Source organism: Rhodococcus sp. 077-4 (genome assembly GCF_047782425.1).
Lineage (GTDB): Bacteria > Actinomycetota > Actinomycetes > Mycobacteriales > Mycobacteriaceae > Rhodococcoides.
Genome location: NZ_JAJPWC010000004.1, coordinates 201,756 through 218,684, shown reverse-complemented (window position 1 = coordinate 218,684; position 16,929 = coordinate 201,756). Strand labels below are relative to the sequence as shown.

Annotated in this window: 15 protein-coding genes and 1 tRNA gene; 5 read left to right on the top strand and 11 right to left on the bottom strand. The window is 62.2% G+C overall.

The window, feature by feature from the left end; translation table 11 throughout:
• Positions 1-184 precede the first annotated feature (184 nt).
• Positions 185-1,378 carry a L,D-transpeptidase gene (locus tag ACNEOT_RS21435; RefSeq protein ID WP_415976626.1) on the top strand — a complete coding sequence of 398 codons (1,194 nt, stop codon included), beginning with the start codon at positions 185-187 and terminating at the stop codon, positions 1,376-1,378.
• Positions 1,379-1,397: 19 nt separating this feature from the next.
• Here ACNEOT_RS21435 and ACNEOT_RS21430 read toward each other — a convergent pair whose 3' ends face one another.
• The 4 genes from ACNEOT_RS21430 to ACNEOT_RS21415 all read right to left on the bottom strand — a co-directional run bounded on the left by ACNEOT_RS21430 (position 1,398) and on the right by ACNEOT_RS21415 (position 6,576).
• Positions 1,398-2,138: a M23 family metallopeptidase gene (locus ACNEOT_RS21430; RefSeq protein WP_415976625.1), complete on the bottom strand. Its 741-nt coding sequence runs from the start codon at positions 2,136-2,138 to the stop codon at positions 1,398-1,400.
• Positions 2,139-2,456: 318 nt separating this feature from the next.
• Positions 2,457-4,643, bottom strand: coding sequence for an AAA family ATPase (locus ACNEOT_RS21425; protein ID WP_415976624.1), 2,187 nt, complete (start codon positions 4,641-4,643; stop codon positions 2,457-2,459).
• The gene (locus ACNEOT_RS21420) at positions 4,640-5,278 is read right to left on the bottom strand and encodes a hypothetical protein (RefSeq protein WP_415976623.1); all 639 of its coding nucleotides are present in this window, start codon (positions 5,276-5,278) and stop codon (positions 4,640-4,642) included. Before ACNEOT_RS21420 ends, ACNEOT_RS21425 begins: the two co-directional genes overlap by 4 nt.
• The gene (locus ACNEOT_RS21415; protein ID WP_415976622.1) at positions 5,275-6,576 is read right to left on the bottom strand and encodes a hypothetical protein; all 1,302 of its coding nucleotides are present in this window, start codon (positions 6,574-6,576) and stop codon (positions 5,275-5,277) included. The genes ACNEOT_RS21420 and ACNEOT_RS21415 overlap by 4 nt, the downstream gene beginning before the upstream one ends.
• A gap of 691 nt (positions 6,577-7,267) precedes the next feature.
• On the opposite strand from ACNEOT_RS21415, the gene ACNEOT_RS21410 reads away from it, so the two are divergent.
• Positions 7,268-7,414: a hypothetical protein gene (locus ACNEOT_RS21410; protein WP_415976621.1), complete on the top strand. Its 147-nt coding sequence runs from the start codon at positions 7,268-7,270 to the stop codon at positions 7,412-7,414.
• 254 nt (positions 7,415-7,668) lie between these two features.
• Positions 7,669-7,971 (top strand): hypothetical protein, encoded by a 303-nt coding sequence (locus ACNEOT_RS21405; RefSeq protein ID WP_415976620.1) that lies wholly within the window; start codon positions 7,669-7,671, stop codon positions 7,969-7,971.
• A 30-nt stretch (positions 7,972-8,001) separates the two neighbouring features.
• Here ACNEOT_RS21405 and ACNEOT_RS21400 read toward each other — a convergent pair whose 3' ends face one another.
• The 3 genes from ACNEOT_RS21400 to orn form a co-directional block, all read right to left on the bottom strand.
• A complete protein-coding gene (locus ACNEOT_RS21400; RefSeq protein WP_415976619.1) occupies positions 8,002-8,652 on the bottom strand; it encodes a hypothetical protein in 651 nt (216 codons plus the stop codon).
• Between the two features lie 58 nt (positions 8,653-8,710).
• Positions 8,711-8,786, bottom strand: a tRNA-His gene (locus tag ACNEOT_RS21395).
• A gap of 79 nt (positions 8,787-8,865) precedes the next feature.
• A complete protein-coding gene (gene orn / locus ACNEOT_RS21390) occupies positions 8,866-9,477 on the bottom strand; it encodes an oligoribonuclease (protein ID WP_415976618.1) in 612 nt (203 codons plus the stop codon).
• Between the two features lie 94 nt (positions 9,478-9,571).
• Between orn and ACNEOT_RS21385 the strand changes: the two genes are divergently transcribed.
• A complete protein-coding gene (locus ACNEOT_RS21385; protein WP_415976617.1) occupies positions 9,572-11,296 on the top strand; it encodes a helicase HerA-like domain-containing protein in 1,725 nt (574 codons plus the stop codon).
• A 2-nt stretch (positions 11,297-11,298) separates the two neighbouring features.
• Here ACNEOT_RS21385 and cmrA read toward each other — a convergent pair whose 3' ends face one another.
• Genes cmrA through ACNEOT_RS21370 form a run of 3 tightly spaced genes read right to left on the bottom strand, consistent with a single transcriptional unit; the run spans position 11,299 to position 14,695 of the window.
• On the bottom strand, positions 11,299-12,102 hold the full coding sequence (gene cmrA / locus ACNEOT_RS21380; protein WP_415976616.1) for a mycolate reductase: 804 nt from the start codon (positions 12,100-12,102) through the stop codon (positions 11,299-11,301).
• A 23-nt stretch (positions 12,103-12,125) separates the two neighbouring features.
• Positions 12,126-14,171, bottom strand: a complete 2,046-nt coding sequence (locus tag ACNEOT_RS21375; RefSeq protein WP_415976615.1) for an FAD-dependent oxidoreductase — start codon at positions 14,169-14,171, stop codon at positions 12,126-12,128.
• On the bottom strand, positions 14,168-14,695 hold the full coding sequence (locus ACNEOT_RS21370; RefSeq protein ID WP_415976614.1) for a PadR family transcriptional regulator: 528 nt from the start codon (positions 14,693-14,695) through the stop codon (positions 14,168-14,170). The genes ACNEOT_RS21375 and ACNEOT_RS21370 overlap by 4 nt, the downstream gene beginning before the upstream one ends.
• Positions 14,696-14,777: 82 nt before the next feature.
• Here ACNEOT_RS21370 and ACNEOT_RS21365 point away from each other — a divergent pair, with 82 nt between their 5' ends.
• Positions 14,778-16,100, top strand: a complete 1,323-nt coding sequence (locus tag ACNEOT_RS21365) for an MFS transporter (protein WP_415976613.1) — start codon at positions 14,778-14,780, stop codon at positions 16,098-16,100.
• Here the strand turns inward: ACNEOT_RS21365 and ACNEOT_RS21360 are convergent.
• Entirely contained in the window at positions 16,097-16,921 is an 825-nt protein-coding gene (locus ACNEOT_RS21360) for an alpha/beta fold hydrolase (protein ID WP_415976612.1), read from the bottom strand. The two genes, ACNEOT_RS21365 and ACNEOT_RS21360, sit on opposite strands and share 4 nt — an antisense overlap.
• Between the last annotated feature and the right edge of the window lie 8 nt (positions 16,922-16,929).

The following is a 16,929-nucleotide window of genomic DNA, read 5'->3' as shown; positions in this document are numbered from 1 at the left end:
TCGGCGAGGGGCGGTGATGTGCAGCCCGCGGAGTGCGCTGGAGCGGGACAGGAGGTAACACGAACTTTCGGCATTGCGATTGGTACTCGAACGTTATTCATCGAACGGGCTGTCGAGTGGAATGTGAGGATTCTGCGCTGGCACAATCGTCCGAGTCGGGCTCGAAGTGGGAAGTGGAGTGTTCATGAGGGTGTCTCGCGGATTCGTACTCGCGGCTGTGGGAGTTGTCGCTTCGGTGGCAGTCCTGTCGGGCTGCAGCCCGCGATCGGACATCTCCGAACCGTCCGTCCCGATCGATTCCAACCCGATGACCGAGCTCATGAAGCCGAAGCTCACGTCGAACGTCCTCGACGGAACAGTCGGATACTCGCCGGCCGACGCGGTGACCGTCACTGTTGCCGACGGCAAGTTGTCCTCGGTGACGATGCTCAACCCTGATGGGGAGCCGGTCTCGGGCGCCATCTCGCCCGACGGATTGTCGTGGACCAACACCGAACCGCTCGGCTACGACCGCGAATATCGCGTCCAGGCCGACGCGTACGGACTCGGGGGAGCGTCGAGTACCGTATCGAGCTTCACCACCAGTCAACCCGGCAACTTCACCAAGCCGTACGTACTGCCGAACCCCGGCGACATCGTCGGCATCGGCCAGCCGGTTGCGGTTCAGTTCGACGAACCGATCACCGACAAGGTGGCCGCTCAGAACGCCATCACAGTGACCACGACACCTGCCGTCGAGGGCGCGTTCTACTGGGTCAACGACAAGGAAGTTCGCTGGCGGCCGCAGAACTACTGGGCACCGGGCACCAAGGTCGACGTGGCCGTGAACGTCTACGGGCGCGATCTCGGCGACGACATCTTCGGCCAGGAGAACGCAACCACCTCGTTCACGATCGGTGACGCGGTCATCGCCACCGCCGACGACAACACCAAGCAGGTGACGTTCAACGTCAACGGCGAGGACGTGATCACCATGCCGACGTCCATGGGCAAGGACAGCACGCCCACCGACAACGGCGTCTACATCATCGGCGATCGTTTCGAGCATCTCGTGATGGATTCCTCGACCTACGGTGTGCCGGTGAACTCGTCGAGCGGATACCGCACCCCGGTCGACTGGGCGACGCGAATGTCCTACAGCGGCATCTTCTTCCACTCCGCACCGTGGTCGGTGGGGCAGCAGGGCTACTCGAACGCCTCGCACGGTTGCTTGAACCTGAGTCCCACGAACGCGAAGTGGGTCTACGACAACACCAAGCGCGGCGACATCGTCGTCGTGAAGAACACCGTCGGTGGAACGCTGTCGGGTACCGATGGACTCGGCGACTGGAACATCCCGTGGGACGAGTGGAAAGCCGGGAACGCCACCACGGTCTGACCGGTCCGGGCGTCGTCGATCAGCTTCGGTCGCGAGTCTGATACAGCGAGGGATCGATGCCGAGTGTCTTCAGGTATGCCACCGGTTCGATGCTCGAGCCGTTGTTGCGGACCTCGAAGTGCAGGTGCGGTCCGGTCGAGTTGCCGGTGCTGCCGACCGCGCCGAGGACGTCGCCCGGTGCCACTTCGTCGCCGACCGCGACCGAGATGCTGGACTGGTGACCGTAGTAGGTCTCGGTGTTGCCGCTCTTGATTCTGACGAGCTTGCCGTAGCCGTCGCCCGCATCGCCGGCCTGAACGACGGTTCCACCGGTCACCGCATGGATGGGAGTTCCGCTGTCCGCGGCCAGATCGACACCCTGGTGGTACTGCGCTCCGTTGCCCGTGGGGTTGTCGCGTCCGCCGTAGCCCGAAGTGATGCGGTACTTTCCTGCCTCGATGGGGAGCACTGCTCCGCCCAGGCCGACGGTGGGCGGCGCGGCCGGGAGTTCGATCTCGGGCAGGTCTGGCGTGGACTCGGTCTCGGGTGTCGAGAGCACATCGCTGTCGAGAACGATGGCAGCGACCTGGTTGATGAGAACGCCGGTCGCGTCGAGCACGGCGGCGAGAATCGCGGCCCGCTGCTGCGCGTCGGGCTGCGGTATCGGGATCTGCGGGAGGTCGATCGTGGGTTGAGCGGTGGCCACCGCCGGGCTGAGCAAGCCGGTTGTGCCGATGCACAGTGCTGCCGACAAGATCGAACCCGCTATGACTCTGTGCATTCTGCGACCCACGAAAAGCCTCCTCGTCTCGCCCCGCCGTGCACCCGTCGGATGGGTGCGAGCAGGACGTAAGAACATGTTCGGTGACGCTTCGGGGGGCATGCTGAACTCACGTACAGAAAACACATGAATCACATTGGTACTTTTCTTCCCCAAAAGTGCCATCTGCAACCGTACGTCACATCAACCCCACAGGAAACCCGAAAGCTGAATTACAACAACGTAATTCGAGGTCAGGGTGGGTGCGGGGTTGGCAGGAGCGGAGCCTGCGCAACGACTCGGGTTGGCAGGAGTGGGGCCTGCGCAACGACTCGGGCGCTACTGGGGCACGAGCTTCATCGGGTTGGTTTCGGCAGGAACGTCCCACTGTTCGACGCCGGGGCCGTTGCGATCCCACTTAGTGAACCGGATATAGGTCGTTCGGAAGTCTTCGCTGACTGGGCGAAGCTTCCTCGCCAGGAGAGAGGCGAAGGCATGGTCATGAGTAGTGACGATCAGCTGCCGGTGAGGAAGGATCTTGCGGAGCAAGTCGACGAGCCCGAGGAGATGCACGTCGTCTAGGTTCTGGAGCGGGTCATCGAGGATCAACGACTTCACATGTGTCGGCGCGAACCCCAGGTTGAACGAAAGGAACAAGGAAACTGCCAGAGCGTTTGCCTGTGATGTGGAGAGTGTTTCCCCGGGCTCAGGGACGTTGACCCGTAACTCATCGTCACGCAACACGGGAGTAAGCCGGTGTTTCCCTCCGAACTGACGGGTAGCGATCTCGACTGATCGAAACGTTGGATGCGGATCGATCGCTGCGTAGAACTGACGTAGGAGTGGCTCAAGCTGCGTCAACCGGCTCGCGACGAACGTCTCCGCGTCGGCCTTCACTGCCTCAAGAAGCTCGGTGGCGACCTCATTCGTGTGCCGCCGCGCCGCAATGTCTTGTTCGCTGGATGCCAGTGAGTCGCGGAGTGCCTCGGACTCGATTTCAAGTCGGTCACGCCGCGCCTTTGATGAACCTAGCGAGGCTGCTGCATCGAACTGTCGCCCAGACTCCAGTGTTTGAGTAATCTGAGACTTTCGACTAGCAATGCGGTCTAGCTCAAGATCGATTCGTTTAATTCCGTGGTCCTGTTCGCCCTCCAGATCCTGTTGATCATCTTGGTGCGTTGTCAACACTTCATTGAGTCGCCTCTCCCGATAATCCTTTGCTGCGAGTGCCGATGCGCGCTGCTCAAGGGCGGTACGGTGCCGATCGGACGCTGTCGCTAGTTGCAAGGAGAGGGTACTTAGAAGCGCCTCCAAGGATTCAAGTCGTTTTCGCTGTAAGTCAGCGACCTCTCGCAGAGTCCGGTCCTCGGTCTCGTTCGCGAGGCTTTCGAGGCGGCGACGATACACATCCTGATCTACCTCTTGGCCGCAGGCTGCGCAGTTGTCTGCGACGTGCCGGAGCAGGATTGTTGCCATATTTGCGAGATCCTCACGAATCGATCCGGCTTGCCGAAGCGCCGCATCCGCTTGTTCAACTGCGACGCGAAGGGTCAGCACCTCGCGCTCAATCGCTGTCTTCTGACTCCCGAGATTAGCGACCTGATCCTCAAGCCGATCTAAGTCCGAATCGGCCGGTCCCTCGGGAAGGGGCACGTTCAGTTCCGCGCGAGTCGCAAGTAGCGACACTTCGTCCTGCTCGACCGCGCTGCGTTCTTGATTGAGAACTGCACGCAATCTGATCAGTGACTGCTCGCTTAGTTCCCATCCTTCGACTTCGTTGGCCGCCAACAAGCCGAAGGTTGTGACTGCATCGCGCCACTTCCGCCAACGGGCAGTCACCTCAGCAGCGTTTGCTCTAGTGATCTCGGTTTCGAGTGCGGACAAGGAGGTAGAGAGGTCCTCAAGCTTCGCGCGATCGCCGTCGAGTGCCGAGTTGGCCATGTTGACCGCACGGACCCATGCGCGCTTGTGGGACTGAAGCTCATCTGCGAACTCTCGTATGCGGCCAGCGCCCACCATGCTTGCTACTGCTTCGAAGCGTTCAGTGTCCTGGCGTCCGGTCAGAAACTCTCGAAGCGACTCTTGTTTCAGGTAGATCGAGTCGACGAACGATTGTGCAAGCGTGTCGAAGTCCTCGTTGGTATCGCTTCCGGCAAGATTCCGACGAAGCCATAATTCGGCATCCCCGCCGCGGAGTGTTTCGTTCTGGATTCGCACTCGAAGGGGCGCACGCAGCTTCCTGGAGTCAGTTTCATCCGGGTTCTCCAGCGACCTGGTTATCAGAACGTCGTCGCCATCGAAATCGGTTTGCAATTCGACCGTTGTAGTTCCTGATCTGCTATACAGGTTTCGTGGTCCTTGCGTGCTGGAGCTTCTGCCAGAGATAGCCCATGAAATTGCGTTACAGATTGTCGTCTTCCCGTAGCCGTTCGCACCAACGACGATCACAACATCCGCGTTGAGGTCGATGTTGACCTCGCCCGAAACGCCGCCAAACCCTGCAATGGTGATCCCGGTAATTTTCATGGCGCGTCCGTTTCTGTCGGATGTGTCTCGGTCAATCGCCTATGAAGTGCTTCCAGGGGGGACTCCCCTGCCTCATATGCGGCGATTAGCACATCGAGATGGGCGCTGTGGTTATGCGTGCCCGCGAGGCGGCCACGAAGAGACAACAAGGGGTCAGTCCTCCCCGGAGTTGTGTCGAGGTCGAGGTCGAGGATCGGTGCCAGCGTTCTCCGCACCGCCGGTGCCAGTTCTAGTGGGTCCGAGACGCGAGTGGGAAGATCGTCTGCTGTTAGCACCAATTTACGGACGCGTCGAGTATCGGATCGCACGTTGTTCAGTTCTGCGACTAATGTCGCTGGAACGCCATCCATCGCCACAAGAATGAGGTACCCATCCCATGATTTCGGGTCGGTCGCGATCACATTCGCGCCCAGGAAATCGACAACATGATCTTGTGCCGCACCCCACCCGGCGACGAGGTCTTCGACTGACCCGAACGTCCAGACGGCGATCACCGAGTACTCGTCCTCGAATGCCATCGAGTCGATCGGCCAGGACGGGTGCCGACGCCTGTCGACTCGGATAATATTTGACTCCGCGAGCAGCCGGATAACCTCAGCGAGCACTAGATCATTCGTCACGACCTCGTCAGTCATCGTCTTAGCTCCTCAACCGCGGATCTCATATCCGCCTCGGGCCGCCCAAAGTAGTCGTCTGCGAAAATCGGCTTAATACTGTCTGCGCCTCGGATGAGGTCCTCCGAGATGTCATCTCTAACCAAATCGTCGACTTTGGGTTGGTGCGTATTTCTTGCCCCGGCCACGACGACCAGAGTTGTTCGCTGCTGGGGCGCAAGCTTCTCGTTTCGTTCGCGAATCTTGGCGCTGATGGCGCTCCATGCGCTAGTGCCTCCGCCGTGAGCGACACCAAAGACCAGGTTTGAACCACTTCCGCCTGTGAGGGTGAGTCGACCATATTCATCCAAGTCAAAGGAGCTTGCGGAGAACGCAATAGACATTCGAGCCGTGGCCAGCAGCAGATGTGCAATCTGTCTTTGGCGAGAGGCATCGCCCTCTGCTGCATATGGGTGACTGCCCAACAGCCATGTTGCCCGAGCGCGACCGAGGCTCAACAGCGAAATCTCTTGGATTGGCGTTGCAATGTCCTCCAATCCGGGAAGCCTCATCTCTGGGTCTTCCCGAACCATCTGCTCATATGCGTCGCGAAGCCTCTGCAGTTGCTCGACAGCTACGCGTTGTGCGAGCTTCGTCATGAACTCGCCCCAGTAAAGGTCGACGGTGCCGGTGAGATCCGAGCTCAGGGCATCGCGGAACTTGGACTCTGGGTTGCGGTCGACCAAGTAGTAGGAAGATTGAGCCTTGGCCGCGAGGTTGCTTACGCTCTCAGTGAGAACGCTGGCCGGGCTGCCTAAACCAACGAACACGACAACAGGCGCAGATAAATTCGCGGCCGCAATCACGCTCTCCCACGCCGAGGCCCAATCTGTGTCGAGCGCAGTCTTCCTGAGAACCCAAGTGTCTTCAGGCTTATTGACACTTCTGTGAAGATGCACAACAGAGTGGGATGAAAGATCAGAGTGTTCGTCCGGACCCTCCACGAATGTGATGTTTGTGCTGTTGCCCAGTGCAGTCACCGCATGTTGGAATGCCAAGTCATAGTTCAGTGTGATCACGTGTCGGAGTGCCCCTTCGATGAGCAGGGCGGCGGCGATTAGGTGACCGGAATTTGGTGCCGCGGTTCGCCATCCTTCTTTCGGTAAGCGGCTGGTCAGCGCGGTCTGCGATTCGTACTTGTCGTATAGAACGTCAGCAAGCACGGAAAGGTCGTCGGGGTCTGCACACTCGCCGTCGACCAGGACGCCATCTGCAACAAGTCGTCGATGGGCCTCGCGCGAGTAGTACGCGCCACTCTTAAAACCGGTCGGCTGCTCCATGGACACCCCTGCACCCACTACGAGAACAACGCGGCTGCCGGCTCCGTCAGTAATGCGCTGCAAAATCTCCGAGGGGAAGATTGGCGCGTCGGTCGACTGGCTCCGACCAGCTGATGTCAACCTGTTCTCCTCATCGGTCCTAGCCTCACGCCTACAGAAATGTCAGCCGTCGTTATCACCTAGAGCCATCGTACGATCTCACACTCATGAAGTCGTTGGGTCGTGCCGAAGGTGGCCCGGCGACCGAACACGCAGCCCATGCGACGACCGCAGCATTCACGTCTTGTCTCCAGCAGCAGACCGTTCAACTACTCCCACAAGATGCAAAGCCCGTACAACACCCTGAAAGTCATCGGGGCGAAGCGCTTCCTGGTCAGGGTTTGTTCATTCGTGAGCCTCCAGGGAGCAACAGGTGGCCGGGATGTGCGGCCCGAGGGTTCGCCAAACCTACTTGGTACCGAACGCAGGTGTGTTCCACGCATCTCTCGGGGCTAGGAATTCACACCGAGTGGTGTGAACCGGACCAGAATCATGAACCCATTGATCGGAGCTGGGTGGCTCGACAGAGTGACACCGACGCGGCTCGGACAGCTGTGCACCGACCTGCAACGACCCGACCCTTCGCTCATGCGGACACCGGGTGGGTTGAGCTAGAGACGCCACGCACAAAGTGCACTGAGCACGCTCGACGATGTTCGAGGACGGGCGCGATGACAATCTGATCGCCGTCAACCCGGCGCGCAAACGCAGCCTGGTCAAGGCGTCGACGGCCAAGGCGGTCAAACGGGATCAGACTGAGTTGGTCTCCTGGTCGGTTGCGCAACTGGGAGATTCTTGACATGGAACAGGGACACGTTCTATCACGAGGTGTACGTGATGTGGCTGGTCGTCGCACACGGGTGTCCGCCGCTCGGAACTGCTCGTGCTGCGGTGGAATGGCATCGGATTCGACACGCACCGAATCAAGGTCCGAAGGGCTCCAGACCCTGCGGGCCGGGCGAGGTAAAAAGTACCAAGTCGAACCGCGCGCGTCGTCGACATCGACACGGAGACCGTTTCGTTGCTGAGCGGTGGCGAGCTGCAAAGAGAGCGGTGGCGCTGGAGTTCGTGCGACCAAGTGCCTACGTGTTCGGCATCCTCGACGGATCGGCGCGTAATCCGATCTCGGTATCGCAGATGTTCGGCCGTCGAGTCGTCAAGGGGCGGGCAGCCCTCGGATCCGACGAACTGCCGATCATGACTCTGCACGGCCGGTACCACAGCCATGCGACGATCTTGCTGATGGTGGGGGGAGAACCCGAATGTGGTGCAAGAGCGCCTCGGCCACACGACGATCACTACGACGATGGACGTCTACTTGCACGTGAACCCGACGATGCAACGCTCGGCGGTTGATCGATTCTCGGCGGCGGCAAGTGGGTCCGACTAGTCCTTTAACCAGGGTGATCCGTCGTGTGTGACGGCTTCTTTCCCACCCTTGTTGTTCTTGTGAACTGACCAGGTCTCGCCTTCCAAGAGCGTGGGGTCGAGAGACATCTTCTCGGTGTAAGAGTTCGCATCGTCATCTTCGTACACGAACACGATTGTCGTCTCTCTCGGAATCCCGTCGACGTTGAGAAGTTGACCCTCGTCGTCGCGAGTGCCATCTGAGATAAGGAGCTCACTATGGACCGTATGACCTGGTGCCCACGCGCCGATCGATTTAGCGAATCTGCGGCGCAACAGCGGGATGATGCTGTTCTCCCCGTCCGACGAGCGCTCGTGCGTGGGCAGCGGAGGGTCGAACGTGACAGCAACATTGCGGGCGATCGATTGGCCCGCATTAGTGATCGAGATCCCCGCCGTCATCTTGCCGGTCGGCTTCAGTGTTGCGACCATCATCGGTCGAGTGGTGCGTCGAGTTGCCTGTCGATTGTGCTTGAGCGTGCGAACCGCAGTGGTGCCGGTAACCACGGCGACCAACGCACCGATTGCCGCGGAGGTCGCTGCGACGCGAGCAGTAGTCCACCAATGCCAGCAGTCAACAATCCATCCCACCCGCGCGATCCCGCTTTCCTGTTGCATGGTTCGTTGCATGACGCAAAACGAGAAACGCCCCCGACCCGGGATATACCGGGTCAGAGGCGTTTCTCTATGGGGTGAGCGACGGGACTCGAACCCGCGACATCCAGGATCACAACCTGGTGCTCTACCAGCTGAACTACGCCCACCATTGCACGCATCCGCAGAACCTTTTCTCAGCTCTGCATCAGCAGCGTCGACAATACTAGCGGGTTGAATCCCGGGTTGCTAATCCGCCCCTGATTGCGTGTCGAGATCTTGAACGACGGCCGCGATGTCGCTGGTCGAGGGCCCCGGAGGGGCAACGAAGACCGTACGGCGGTAGTACTGCAACTCCTTGATGGATTCTTTGATGTCCGCCAGAGCGCGGTGCGCCAACCCCTTGGCGGGCTGCCCGAAGTAGATCCGCGGGTACCACCGCCGAGAGAGCTCCTTGATGGAACTGACGTCGATCATGCGGTAGTGGAGATAGGTGTCGAGCGCGGTCATGTCCCGGGTGATGAATCCGCGGTCGGTCGCGATCGAGTTTCCGGCCAGCGGAACGGTCCCGGCCACCGGGACGTGCTCCTTTATGTATGCCAGCACGCGTTGCTCGGCTTCCTCGAGCGTCACCGTCGATGCGCGCACCTCGTCGGTCAAACCGGACTTGGCGTGCATGTCGGTGACGACGGCAGGCATGTTCGCCAATGCGTCGTCGTCGGCGTGGATGACGATGTCGACACCATCCCCGAGGATGTTGAGCTCACTGTCCGTCACCAACGCCGCGATTTCGATCAGCTTGTCCTTGTTCAGGTCCAAGCCGGTCATTTCACAATCGATCCATACGAGTTTGTCCTGCACTCGCTCCACACTAGTGCGAGCTGCGATGCCGCTAGGGTTTGCGGTGGCGATCGAACCCGTTCGGCACCAGCACACGTTCATGGAGGATGCGGACATGACAGTCGACCCGACGCAGCCGGCACCCACGCTCAGCCCAGCAGAGAAGGCCAAGGCCGCCAAGGCTGCCGCTGTCGAAGCTGCACGGGTGGCTGCCGAGGCACTGGCTGCAGCCGACGCGGCCGAAGCCGAGGCGCTCGCTGCAGAACAGGGGCAGCGTCCGGCCTCGAGTGGTAAGGCCGCCGAGATCGCCGCCGGATACGCGTCGGAGGGGGCGGCATTGGAGTTGGGAACCGTGGTGCTGGACGGCGTCACCGACCCGGCTGCCCGCATTCGAATTCCGTTGGCCACGTTGAACAGACACGGTCTCGTGGCCGGGGCCACCGGAACCGGAAAGACAAAGACTCTGCAGGGTATTGCCGAACAGCTCTGCGCCGCAGGCGTTCCCGTCGTCATGGCCGACGTCAAAGGCGATCTGTCGGGCTTGTCGCAGCCGGGTGAGGACAACGAGAAAATCCGCAGCCGAGCGGCCGATACCGGCATTCCCGACTGGGCTCCCGCTGGCCATCCGGTCGAGTTTCTCTCCCTCGGCACCGGAGGAATCGGGGTCCCCGTCCGTGCCACCATCACCGCCTTCGGACCAATTCTGCTCAGTAAGGTGTTGGGGCTGAACAACACTCAGGAGTCCACCCTCGGTCTGATCTTCCACTGGGCCGACTCCCAGGGGCTCGCTCTGCTCGATCTCAAAGACCTCCGGTCGGTGATCATGCATCTCACCAGTGACGAGGGCAAGGCCGACTTGAAAGGCATCGGGGGAGTCTCCTCGGCAACCGCGGGCGTCATTCTGCGCGCACTCGTCAACCTCGAAGCCGATGGCGGCGACACGTTCTTCGGCGAGCCGGAACTCGAGACCGAGGACCTGTTGCGCGTCGGGCCGGACGGCAGAGGCGTCATCACGCTGTTCGAACTCGGGGCGCAGGCTTCGCGTCCGGTGATGTTCTCCACGTTTCTGATGTGGGTGCTCGCCGATCTGTTCCAGACGCTGCCCGAGGTGGGTGATGTCGACAAGCCCAAGCTCGTCTTCATCTTCGACGAGGCGCACCTGCTGTTCGCCGACGCGTCGAAGGCATTTCTGCAGCAGGTGGAGCAGACCGTCAAGCTCATTCGCTCCAAGGGCGTCGGCGTCTTCTTCTGCACGCAGCTGCCCACCGACGTTCCCAACGACGTTCTCTCGCAACTGGGTGCACGAATTCAGCACGCCCTGCGCGCGTTCACGCCCGATGATCAGAAGGCACTGAACAAGACGGTGCGCACGTACCCCAAGACGGACGCATACGACCTCGAGAAAGCGCTGACATCCCTGGGTACCGGTGAGGCCATCGTGACGGTGCTCTCGGAGAAGGGGGCCCCGACGCCGGTGGCGTGGACCAAGATTCGCCCACCCCGCTCTCTGATGGACACCATCGGCAACGACGCCATCGCAGCGGCCGCGTCCTCGAGCACACTGTCCGCCAAGTACCGAGAGACGGTCGATCGCGAGTCGGCCTACGAGCGCATGAACGCGCGAGTCGCGAACGTACCGGCTCCGGCCGAGAAATTCGACATCCCGCCCCTGCCTGCGGATATGCCCGATCTACCCCCGAGCGAGCCGGACGGGCCGTCCGCTGCCGAGCGGATCATGGGCAACCCGGCCGTGAAGAGTTTTCTCCGATCGGCGGCCTCGGCAGCCGGACGGGAAATCTCGCGCAGCATCTTCGGAACCGGACGCCGTCGTCGACGCTGAGATCAGTTGCCCAGCTTCTTGTAGAAGCTGCCGATGATGGGTGCGGAGATGCTGCGCGGGCTGTACTGCCCGGCCACCGACATGCCCTTGCTGAGCAGACCCGGAACCACGCGCATCTTGTTCTTCTCGAGGCCGTCGAGTGACAGTTTCGCGGTGTAGGCGCTGTCGATCCACAGGAAGTCGGGAACCATCTTGTCGACGATCGATGCCTCGGCCGGATCGGGTGTCTCGGTCCTGACCGGGCCAGGAGCGAGCAGGGTGACGTTGACGCCGGTGCCTGCGAGCTCGCCGCGCAGCGACTCGGAGAACGTGTTCACGAAGGCCTTGGTGGCGGCATAGGTCGCGTTGTTGGGGATGGCCATGTTGCCTGCCGCCGAACCGGTGATGAGGATGCCGCCTGCTCCGCGTCCGATCATGCCGGGCATGACGGCCAACGTGAGGTCGTGCACCGCAACGGCATTGAGCTCGACCTGGTCGCGTTCGTACGCGGGATCGAGACCGGCCAGCGGTCCGAACGTCGCGATGCCCGCGTTGTTGCACAGGATCGAGATCTCGCGCTCGGACAGCTCGGTCACCAGTTCCTGTCGCTGCTGGCGATTCGACAGATCCGACTGACGCACCTCGACGGCAACGCCGTGCTCGGCGGTGAGCTTGGCGGCCAACGCCTCGAGCAGCTCGCCGCGTCGGGCCACCACGATCAGTGAATGTCCACGGGCAGCGAGTTCGGTGGCCAGGGCTTCACCGATTCCGGAGGAGGCTCCGGTAACGACGGCGCGGGCAGCTGGGCTGGGCTTCGGCAGGCTCACGGTGAGACAGGCTAGCGGACAGATCAGATCGTTGCCGCGAGCCGGGTGCCTTGCTCGATGGCCCGTTTGGCGTCGAGCTCCGCAGCGACGTCGGCACCGCCGATGATGTGCGTGGTGGTGCCCGCAGCTTTCAGTTCGTCGACAAGATCGCGAACCGACTCCTGGCCCGCGCAGATCACGATGGTGTCGACCTCGAGCACACGTGACCGCTCGTGCTTCTCACCGAACGAGATGTGCAGTCCCGCGTCGTCGATCTTCTCGTAGTTGACGCCCGAAAGCTGATGCACACCTTTGGCTTTCAGTGCAGCGCGATGAACCCAGCCGGTCGTCTTCGCCAGCCCGGCACCGATGCGGCCCGGTTTGCGTTGCAGCAGATACACCTCACGCGGAGAGGGCGCGGGCACCGGAGTCGTCAACGCACCTGCCGCAGCCTCCGGCTCGGTGACGCCCCACTCCTGCTTCCACTCCTTCAGATCCAGCGTGGGGGACGCGTCGGTGGTGAGGAATTCGGAGATGTCGATACCGATGCCACCGGCACCGATGACGGCGACCCGATCGCCGACGGGCTTGCCGTCGCGCACCAGCTCCGCGTACGACAGCACCGACGGGTGTTCGATGCCGGGGATTCGCGGAATTCGAGGAGTGACGCCGGTGGCGAGCACCACCTCGTCGAACTCGCCCGCGAGAAGTTCGGCGGCGGTCACTCGGGTGTCGAGGTGCACGGCGACGTCTGCGGTGCGCAGCGCGCTCGAGAAGTACCGGATGGTCTCGGCGAATTCTTCCTTGCCGGGGATGAGCCGCGCGATACCGAACTGCCCGCCGATCTCACCTCTGGCCTCGAACAGGCTGACGGCGTGGCCGCGCTGCGCGAGATTGAGCGCGGCAGCCAGGCCTGCGGGCCCGGCTCCCACGACCGCGACCTTCTTGGTCTTCTTCGTCGGCAGCAGCTGCAGGTCGATCTCACGTCCGGCCCGCGGGTTGACCAGGCACGAGACCTTCTTGTGTACGAAGGCGTGGTCCAGGCAGGCCTGATTGCATGCGATGCAGGTGTTGATCCGATCGGCCGAGTCGGTGGCGGCCTTCTCGACCCAGAACGGGTCGGCCAGCATCGGCCTGGCCATCGCTATCAGTTGCGCGTCGCCACGGGCGAGGATGTTCTCGGCGATTTCGGGCATGTTGATGCGATTGGACGCGGCGACGGGAATGGCCACGTGCTTCTCGAGCTTGCCGGTGATGTCCGCGAACGCAGCTCGCGGAACCGAGGTGACAATGGTCGGGACTCGAGATTCGTGCCACCCGATATCGGTGTTGATGATGTTCGCGCCCGCGGCCTCGACGTCCTCGGCCAGCGCGACGATGTCGTTCCAGCTCTGGCCCTGTTCCACGAGGTCGGCCATCGACAGCCTGAACACGATGAGGAAGTCCGGTCCGACCGTTGCCCTCGTCTGCCGCACGATCTCCACGGCCATCCGCCGACGATTCTCCGCCGAACCGCCCCACTCGTCGCGCCGCTTGTTGGTGCGCTCGGAAAGAAACTGGTTGATGAAATAGCCCTCGCCGCCCATGATCTCGACGCCGTCGTACCCGGCGCTCTGGGCCAACCGGGCGCAACGCACGAAGTTGCGAATCTGCCAGCGGACACCCCTCGACGTGAGTCGTCGGGGCCGAAAAGGGTTGATAGGAGCCTTGATCGACGACGCCGACACACTCAGTGGCTGATACGAGTATCGGCCTGCGTGCAGGATCTGCAACGCGATCTTGCCGCCCTCGCGATGCACGGCCGCAGTGATTCGGCGGTGCCGACGGGCTTCGATGCGATTGGTCAGCTTTGCTCCGAACGGCAACAGCCAACCGGTGCGATTGGGGGCGTAACCCCCGGTGATGATGAGTGCGACGCCGCCGCGGGCACGCTCGGCGAAATAGGCCGCCAGGCGGCCGGTGTCGCGGGCGCGATCTTCGAGGCCGGTGTGAATCGATCCCATGATCACGCGGTTCTTCAGCGTGGTCGCGCCGACATTCAACGGCGACAACAGGATCGGATACGGGCCAGCGGTCTGCTCGGTCTTCACAGTTTCTCCAATACCTCGGTGCACCACTCGGTGAATCCTTCTTCGACGCGAATTCCGCCGCGCAGCACCAGGTATTGATGCAACGCGGTGCCGGTGAGGGCAGCGGGGGCCGGAAAGTCCTGCTTCTCGATCAGTCGATAGACATCGAGGCGGGTGGCATGAACATCGCGATGGCGGGCGACCTCGACCTTCAGAGATTCGACGTCACCGTTGGCGGCACCGCGGATCTTGACGGCGAGTTCCTCGCGAAGCTGCGAGGGATCGGTCGGAGCGGCGATCCAGCGATCGAGCTCGGCACGACCCGCAGCGCTGACGGAGTACACCTTCTTGTCCGGCCGGCCGTCCTGCGCGACTGCCTCACCGGTGATCCACCCGGCCCCGTCCATCCGCGTAAGCGTCCGGTAGATCTGCTGATGGGTTGCGCTCCAGAAGAATCCGATGGACTTGTCGAAGCGGCGGGCGAGCTCGTACCCCGAGCCACTGAGCTCGGAGAGGGAAACCAGAATCGCGTGTTCCAAAGCCACCCAGAGAGTATGTATGCAACGCGATGACTATGCAACTAGGTGCACCTCGAAACGGATTCACCGCGGTCTACAGTTGGCAACCATGGGAACCCAGCCGGAGACCGCTGTCGTCGGAGTCGCCACAACGCGTAAGCAGGTCACCGCCTGGGGGTTCTGGGACTGGGGCTCGGCCGCATTCAACGCCGTGATTCTCACGTTCGTGTTCTCCGTGTATCTCACCGACGCCGTCGGCGACGACCTGCCCGGTTCGATCTCGGCCACCACCTGGTTCAGTTGGTCGATCGCGCTGTCGAGCGTCGTCATCGCGCTTCTCGCGCCGGTGTGTGGGCAGTACTTCGATGCGCGGGGCAAACGCAAGTGGCTGCTGGGGGTGCTGACCACGCTGACGGTAGTGGCCATGGCAGGCCTGTCCTTCGTTCGCGACGACTACCACTACCTGTGGCTCGGCCTGGTGTTGCTCGGTCTCGGATCCATCATGTTCGAGCTGGCCAGCATCCCGTACAACTCGATGCTGCGGCAGGTCTCCACCCCCGCGAACATCGGCCGGGTCTCCGGATTCGGTTGGTCCATGGGCTATTTCGGCGGGATCGTGCTGCTGCTCCTGTGTTACGTCGGATTCATCGTCGGCGACGGTGACACCCGTGGCGTGTTGGGATTGAGCACCGAGGGTGGACTGAACATCAGGCTCGTAGCCCTGCTCGCGGCCGTGTGGTTCGCCGTATCGGCCATCCCGGTGATGTTCGCGGTACCCGAGGTACCCCGAGCAATTGCCGATCCGAAGGCCGCAGAGGCGGGCTTCGCGGCGTCGTACAAGGTGCTCGTTCGCGATGTCCGCGAGCTGTGGAGCGCAGACCGCCGCGCCGTCCACTACCTGATTGCCAGCGCATTGTTCCGCGACGGACTGGCAGGCGTGTTCACTTTCGGGGCCGTGCTCGCCGTGAGCGTGTACGACATCGGTGCAGGCGATGTGCTGTTGTTCGGCGTTGCCGCCAATGTCATCGCCGGACTCGGAGCCATCGTCGCAGGACGGTTCGACGACAGAATCGGCCCGAAGAAGGTCATCGTCTTCTCCCTCACCTGCATGATCACCGCCGGGACCATTCTGCTGTTCGTCTCGGGACCGACGATGTTCTGGATCTTCGGTCTGATCCTGTGCCTGTTCGTCGGGCCGTCGCAGTCGTCCGCGCGTACCTTCATGGCCCGGCTCGCTCCACCCGGGCGCGAAGGTCAGTTCTTCGGACTGTTCGCAACGACGGGTCGCGCCGCGTCGTTCCTTGCGCCGTCGCTGTTCGGCTTGTTCGTATGGCTGTTCGACGCCGATCGCGCTGGTATCGCAGGGCTGATAGTCGTCCTGGCGGCCGGCCTGCTGGCGCTGTTGAAAGTGCGGGCTCCGGAGCAGGTCTAGACGGAGTCGATTCGGGCCAGGATCTCGGCCGTCAGTTCCGCGGGTGCTTCTTCCGGGATCCAGTGCGAGATTCCGTCCAGTTCGACGAATCGATACGGCGCATCGACGAATTCGCCGCAGCGCTCCGCTCCGGCTCGACCGATGGCGGTGTCGCCGTTGCTCCAGAGGTAGGTGGTGGGCACGGTGACCGGCGCGAGGTTCGCGAACTCCCGGGTCATTGCGGCGTACCAACTCGATGCAGCCGTCAGAGCCCCGGGGACGGTGAGATGCCGTACGTATTCGTCGTCGAGACTGTCCGCCCCGAACATGGCCCGGAGCCGTTGTGCGTCGTTCTCCACCAGTACTCGTTCGGCTTTCTCGGGGTCTCGAAGCAGGCCGAAGTACTGCGACCGCTCCTGCTGATCCGGGTCCTCGCGGATGGCCCAGTTGAACGCCGCCGAATGCGGGACCGACACCGTGGTGAGGGTGCGCACGCGCTTGGGGTGCTCGGCGGCGACATGCCAGGCGACCACCGCACCCCAGTCGTGTCCGACCAGATGCGCCGATGGGAGATCGAGTGCATCGAGCAAACCGAGGATGTCGCCCGTGAGAAGTTCGATGCGATAGTGCTCGACGCCGATCGGGCGGGCACCGGGGGAGTAGCCCCGCTGATTGGGCGCGATCACCCGGCAACCTGCGGCGACCAGGCCGGGAGTGACCGCGGTCCACGACACATTGGTCTGTGGAAAGCCGTGCAGGGCAACCACCGGCACACCGTCCGACGGTCCCGATATCGAGACTTCGAACATGTACTCGCCGACACGTACCTCGGTCATGAACATCCCTTCGC

What these genes read in the sequence shown, in the direction of transcription:
- ACNEOT_RS21435 (WP_415976626.1), top strand. Translation starts at nt 185, where the DNA reads ATGAGGGTGTCTCGCGGATTCGTACTCGCGGCTGTGGGAGTTGTCGCT.
- ACNEOT_RS21430 (WP_415976625.1), bottom strand. Translation starts at nt 2,138, where the DNA reads ATGCACAGAGTCATAGCGGGTTCGATCTTGTCGGCAGCACTGTGCATC.
- ACNEOT_RS21425 (WP_415976624.1), bottom strand. Translation starts at nt 4,643, where the DNA reads ATGAAAATTACCGGGATCACCATTGCAGGGTTTGGCGGCGTTTCGGGC.
- ACNEOT_RS21420 (WP_415976623.1), bottom strand. Translation starts at nt 5,278, where the DNA reads ATGACTGACGAGGTCGTGACGAATGATCTAGTGCTCGCTGAGGTTATC.
- ACNEOT_RS21415 (WP_415976622.1), bottom strand. Translation starts at nt 6,576, where the DNA reads ATGGAGCAGCCGACCGGTTTTAAGAGTGGCGCGTACTACTCGCGCGAG.
- ACNEOT_RS21410 (WP_415976621.1), top strand. Translation starts at nt 7,268, where the DNA reads ATGTTCGAGGACGGGCGCGATGACAATCTGATCGCCGTCAACCCGGCG.
- ACNEOT_RS21400 (WP_415976619.1), bottom strand. Translation starts at nt 8,652, where the DNA reads ATGCAACGAACCATGCAACAGGAAAGCGGGATCGCGCGGGTGGGATGG.
- ACNEOT_RS21385 (WP_415976617.1), top strand. Translation starts at nt 9,572, where the DNA reads ATGACAGTCGACCCGACGCAGCCGGCACCCACGCTCAGCCCAGCAGAG.
- ACNEOT_RS21365 (WP_415976613.1), top strand. Translation starts at nt 14,778, where the DNA reads ATGGGAACCCAGCCGGAGACCGCTGTCGTCGGAGTCGCCACAACGCGT.
- ACNEOT_RS21360 (WP_415976612.1), bottom strand. Translation starts at nt 16,921, where the DNA reads ATGTTCATGACCGAGGTACGTGTCGGCGAGTACATGTTCGAAGTCTCG.